2 protein-coding genes are annotated in these 2,643 nt (G+C 49.3%); both read left to right on the top strand.

The features are described from left to right. Positions 1 to 218 precede the first annotated feature (218 nt). Positions 219 to 1,220 (top strand): IS110 family RNA-guided transposase, encoded by a 1,002-nt coding sequence (locus tag QSK07_RS22555; RefSeq protein ID WP_064366040.1) that lies wholly within the window; start codon positions 219 to 221, stop codon positions 1,218 to 1,220. Positions 1,221 to 1,973: 753 nt separating this feature from the next. After that, entirely contained in the window at positions 1,974 to 2,525 is a 552-nt protein-coding gene (locus QSK07_RS22545; protein WP_285723296.1) for an AAA family ATPase, read from the top strand. Positions 2,526 to 2,643: the final 118 nt, after the last annotated feature.

The raw sequence follows: 2,643 nt of genomic DNA, 5'->3' as shown, positions 1-2,643 counted from the left end.
CCTTGTATCTAACATTACGTGGTGATTAGCTATCACCACTGAAGCAGAGCGAACCGGTCCCTTTCCTGAGGACGGTTTAAATACCGATCCTGTCTGGCAGCTTACGGTCCTCTGCTTCACCTTTCACGCCAGCACATTTTGTTGAACGGTTACCGGGAGCACGACTCCGTATGTACAAGGCGAACAGGCGTGACTGTCACTGTGAGAGGAGAATGATGATGTTTCCTGTAGGCATAGACGTAAGTAAAGACACCCTTGATCTCTGCATACTTTATGACGATATAAAGGGGCGTATACGGACAAAAAAGATCAAAAATGACCGCAGCGCGGCGGCTAATATTTTTCGCTGGCTGCGTCTGCAGCACTGCGGCCCCGGTGACGTTCATCTGATTATGGAAGCGACTGGCGTTTACCACGAACGCCTTGCATTCTCACTGCATGAGGCAGGAGGATACGTTTCGCTGGCCAACCCTCACCGCAGCAGGGATTTTGCCCGGGGCATGGGCATTCTGACTAAAACGGACAAAGTGGATGCTTACATGCTGGCCTGCTATGCATTACTGAAAAAGCCCCAGCGCTGGTTGCCGCCCTCAGATGAAGTCCGGTACCTCAGCGCGCTTATCCGCCGGCGTGACGCGTTGCTGAGCGACGCCGTGCGTGAAGAAAACCGGCTGGAAAAATACCAGAGTACGCATACGCCACCTGACGTTATCAGCTCGTGCCTGCGCATGGCCAGAATCCTCCGGGAAGAGGTGAAAGCCACTGAGCAGCTGATTAAAACGCACATTAAAGCACACGAAGCGCTGCAACAAGACTATGACCTTCTGACTTCTATCCCGGCAGTGGGTCCTCAGCTCGGTATGAACATGCTGATCGTTTTGCGGAGCCATGATTTCGAGTCAGCAGGCCAGGTTGCCGCCTTTATGGGTGTGGCACCCATTGAAAAACGGTCGGGGACGTCCGTGCGCGGTAAAGCCAGGATGTCTAAAATCGGACCACCTCAGCTGCGGGCAAAATTGTATATGGCGGCACTCTGTGCCAGACGCTGTAATAAGAGGATGCGCAGCTTCTATGAAGAGCTTTTACTGCGGGGCAAGCCCAGAATGGTGGCAATCGGGGCAGTCATGCGAAAGCTGGTTCACTGGTGCTATGGCGTACTTAACTCCGGGAAAATTTTCGGTTCTGATGCTGAGTTCACTGCCGGTACCGGCTCATCATGAGGTATTCATGCTGATAGCACAGATAACAGATATCTGACAGACCTGGAAGTCCACAGGGAGCGAAAAGCGGACATTTACTGATGATTACTCTCAAATAACAGACAACTGGCAGTGTTTAATGAGCCTGCCAGCGAGTATAGGGTTCGATCACAAACCTAGGCTACATGCTGTAGGCGTGGCCTGATGAAAAAACAGAGTCCACTGGCCTTCCGCCGAATACAACCAGCACGAGGAGCGCAACGCAGGATGGCTTCCGTCAGCACAAGACGTCCGGTAGTGAAGAATGGCGCAGCCACTCCCCATTTCAGTGAGCCAGAAATCGCTGCTTATAATAGGCGATGACTTTTTCTCGTTTAATAGTGACGAGATCGTTACTGAACGGTCAACCATTACGCCTGACCGGGTAATCTCCCTAAATTCAGGGTGGAGAAGCAGCTCAAGCCACTCCCCATCGTTACGCCTATCACCGTGAAGGCTGCATTCGAGTAATTTGAGCTTATCCAGAAGCATTCAGCTTATCCTCCAGTAATCCTGCCGAACGTTCAAATCTACCATAACAGTTCATGCGCTACTTCTGCTCTGGGTATCAGGCGGACTTACGCGCTGTAAGGTTCCGCTTTGAGCGAGAAGCGGACATGCAAATCAGGATAAAATGCAGTTACTCAAATCATCAAAAGGTCATCTGGTGATAAGGCAAAAGTATGCCATCACTATTACTTTTTCATCGCGTCTATCAATGTTCAGGAGTGTTCAATGTCTTCAGCTTTGCAACATCGTTTCATTCTTACAGGTGGCCCAGGTTCAGGCAAAAGCACGATAGTTGATGCGATTATAAAAAGAGGGTTTTGGAGTTCTAAAGAAGCTGGAAGAGGTGTTATACAAGATCAGGTTAACATCGGAGGTGATGCATTGCCGTGGGCCAATCAGACTGCATTCGCAGAGCTCATGCTATCCTGGGAAATGCGTTCGTGGCATGAAGCAGAAGGGCAAACAAAACCATGCTTCTTCGATCGTGGAGTTCCTGATGTTGTAGGTTATTTACGTCTTTCAGGGCTTAACGTACCGAGCCATCTGGAAAATGCTATCGAGAAATTTCGCTATAACCCAACTGTATTTATTGCACCACCCTGGCGTGACATATATGTACAGGATAAAGAGCGAAAGCAAGCTTTTGATATTGCGATCGAGACATATAATGCAATGATGAAAACATACCGGGAATATGATTATCGATTAATTGAGTTACCGTGCGTTTCTGTTGAGGATCGTGTGGATTTTATCCTTTCTACGATACAAAGCTTATAGTAAAACCACCTCATCACATGATGAAACATAATGCCTGATAAGCGGTATTCTTGTGTACGAGGAACGTCCGCTTGTGGCACAGAGCGGACTGACGGCGGCCAGGGTCCGCTATGAGCGA

The organism is Pantoea sp. QMID4 (genome assembly GCF_030270445.1).
GTDB classification, from domain to species: domain Bacteria; phylum Pseudomonadota; class Gammaproteobacteria; order Enterobacterales; family Enterobacteriaceae; genus Pantoea; species Pantoea vagans.
Note: the sequence above shows the minus strand (reverse complement) of the source record. Positions and strands in the feature narration are given on the sequence as shown.

What these genes read in the sequence shown, in the direction of transcription:
- QSK07_RS22545 (WP_285723296.1), top strand. Translation starts at nt 1,974, where the DNA reads ATGTCTTCAGCTTTGCAACATCGTTTCATTCTTACAGGTGGCCCAGGT.
- QSK07_RS22555 (WP_064366040.1), top strand. Translation starts at nt 219, where the DNA reads ATGTTTCCTGTAGGCATAGACGTAAGTAAAGACACCCTTGATCTCTGC.